Source organism: Treponema sp. UBA7567, from assembly GCF_002476655.1.
In the GTDB taxonomy this organism is placed as follows: domain Bacteria; phylum Spirochaetota; class Spirochaetia; order Treponematales; family Treponemataceae; genus Treponema_D.
Genome location: NZ_DLLH01000018.1, coordinates 12,960 through 14,428 on the forward strand (window position 1 = coordinate 12,960; position 1,469 = coordinate 14,428).

Consider the following 1,469-nt stretch of genomic DNA (forward strand, 5'->3'; position numbering starts at 1 on the left):
TTTTTTATAAAAAGCCTGTATTTTTTATTTTTCTGTTTTTTATTCTATGCTATAATCTTTGTTATGTTTTTTCCCATGGAGGTTTTTTATGGAAACTTTGTTTAAAATCAAGGAGAAGGGGTCAACCGTAAGCCGCGAAATTATTGGTGGTATTACAACTTTCCTTGCAATGTCCTACATTCTTGCTGTTAATCCTGGAATGCTTGGTTCTATCCCTGGAATGAGTTTTGAAGGCGTTTTTACGGCAACTGCGATTTCTGCTGCTGTTGCAACTCTGATTATGGCTTTTTTTGCAAATATGCCTGTTGCCCTTGCTTCTGGTATGGGGCTTAATGCGTTCTTTACATATACGGTTTGCGGCCAGATGGGGTGTTCTCCATGGTTTGCTCTTACAGCTGTTTTGCTTGAAGGCGTTTTGTTTATTGTTCTTTCGTTTTTTGGTGTTCGTGAGGCGATTATCAATTCTATTCCTTCGACTATGAAGAAAGCTGTTGCTGTTGGTATTGGTCTTTTTATTGCCTTGATTGGCCTTAACAACGCTGGAATCGTAACTTCTTCAAACGGAACAATTATCGGTTTTAACGCATTTGATAAAGAACATATTTCTGCAATTGTTGCGATTATCGGTCTTGTAATTACGGTTGTGCTTTATATTCTTAAGGTTCCAGGAGCAATTCTTATCGGTATTGCTGCTACAACTGTTGTAGGAATTCCTTTTGGAGTTACGGCTGTTCCTGAAAATTTTAAACCTGTTTCTGTTCCTCATGCTCCGTTTCTTTTTAGATTTGAATTTTCAGATGTTCTTACGCTGAAATTCTTCGGAGTTTTCTTTACTTTCCTTTTTACCGATATTTTTGATACTATTGGAACTTTGATGGGCGTTGCTGAGCAGGCTAAGCTTATTGACGAAAAGGGCAATATTCCTAATGTAAAGAATGCTCTTCTTGCCGATGCGATTGGTACAGTTGCCGGTGCTTGTCTTGGAACTTCAACTGTAACTTCTTACGTTGAATCTTCTGCCGGTGTCGCTGCCGGTGCCCGCACAGGTCTTTCTTCTGTTGTTACTGCAGGTTTCTTTGTTTTGGCCCTGTTGTTTACTCCGCTTTTTGCTCTTGTTCCTTCTTGTGCTACGGCTCCTGCCTTGATTTTTGTCGGATTTTTGATGATGNNGCAGTCTGTAACTTCAATCAAATTTAGCGAAATAACTGACGGAATTCCTGCCTTTATAACAATTCTTGTAATGCCTTTCGGATATTCTATTTCTAAGGGTATTGCCTTTGGTATGATCGCTTATGTAATTTCTAAAGTTGCTGGTAGAAAAGCAAAGGAGATTTCTCCTGTTACGTGGATTCTTGCCGCCGTATTTGTCTTTGCCCTTGCAATAAAAGCTATCTAGTTTTTTAGTATGAACGAATCTTCAAACAAAGAAAAATATTTACGCCCGACCTGGGATGAATATTTTATGGAAG

General features: G+C 38.8%; 1 protein-coding gene. It reads left to right on the forward strand.

Annotated elements, in window-relative coordinates:
* Positions 1 to 88: 88 nt before the first annotated feature.
* A complete protein-coding gene (locus tag B3Y13_RS01985) occupies positions 89 to 1,396 on the forward strand; it encodes an NCS2 family permease (protein ID WP_296692400.1) in 1,308 nt (435 codons plus the stop codon).
* Positions 1,397 to 1,469: the final 73 nt, after the last annotated feature.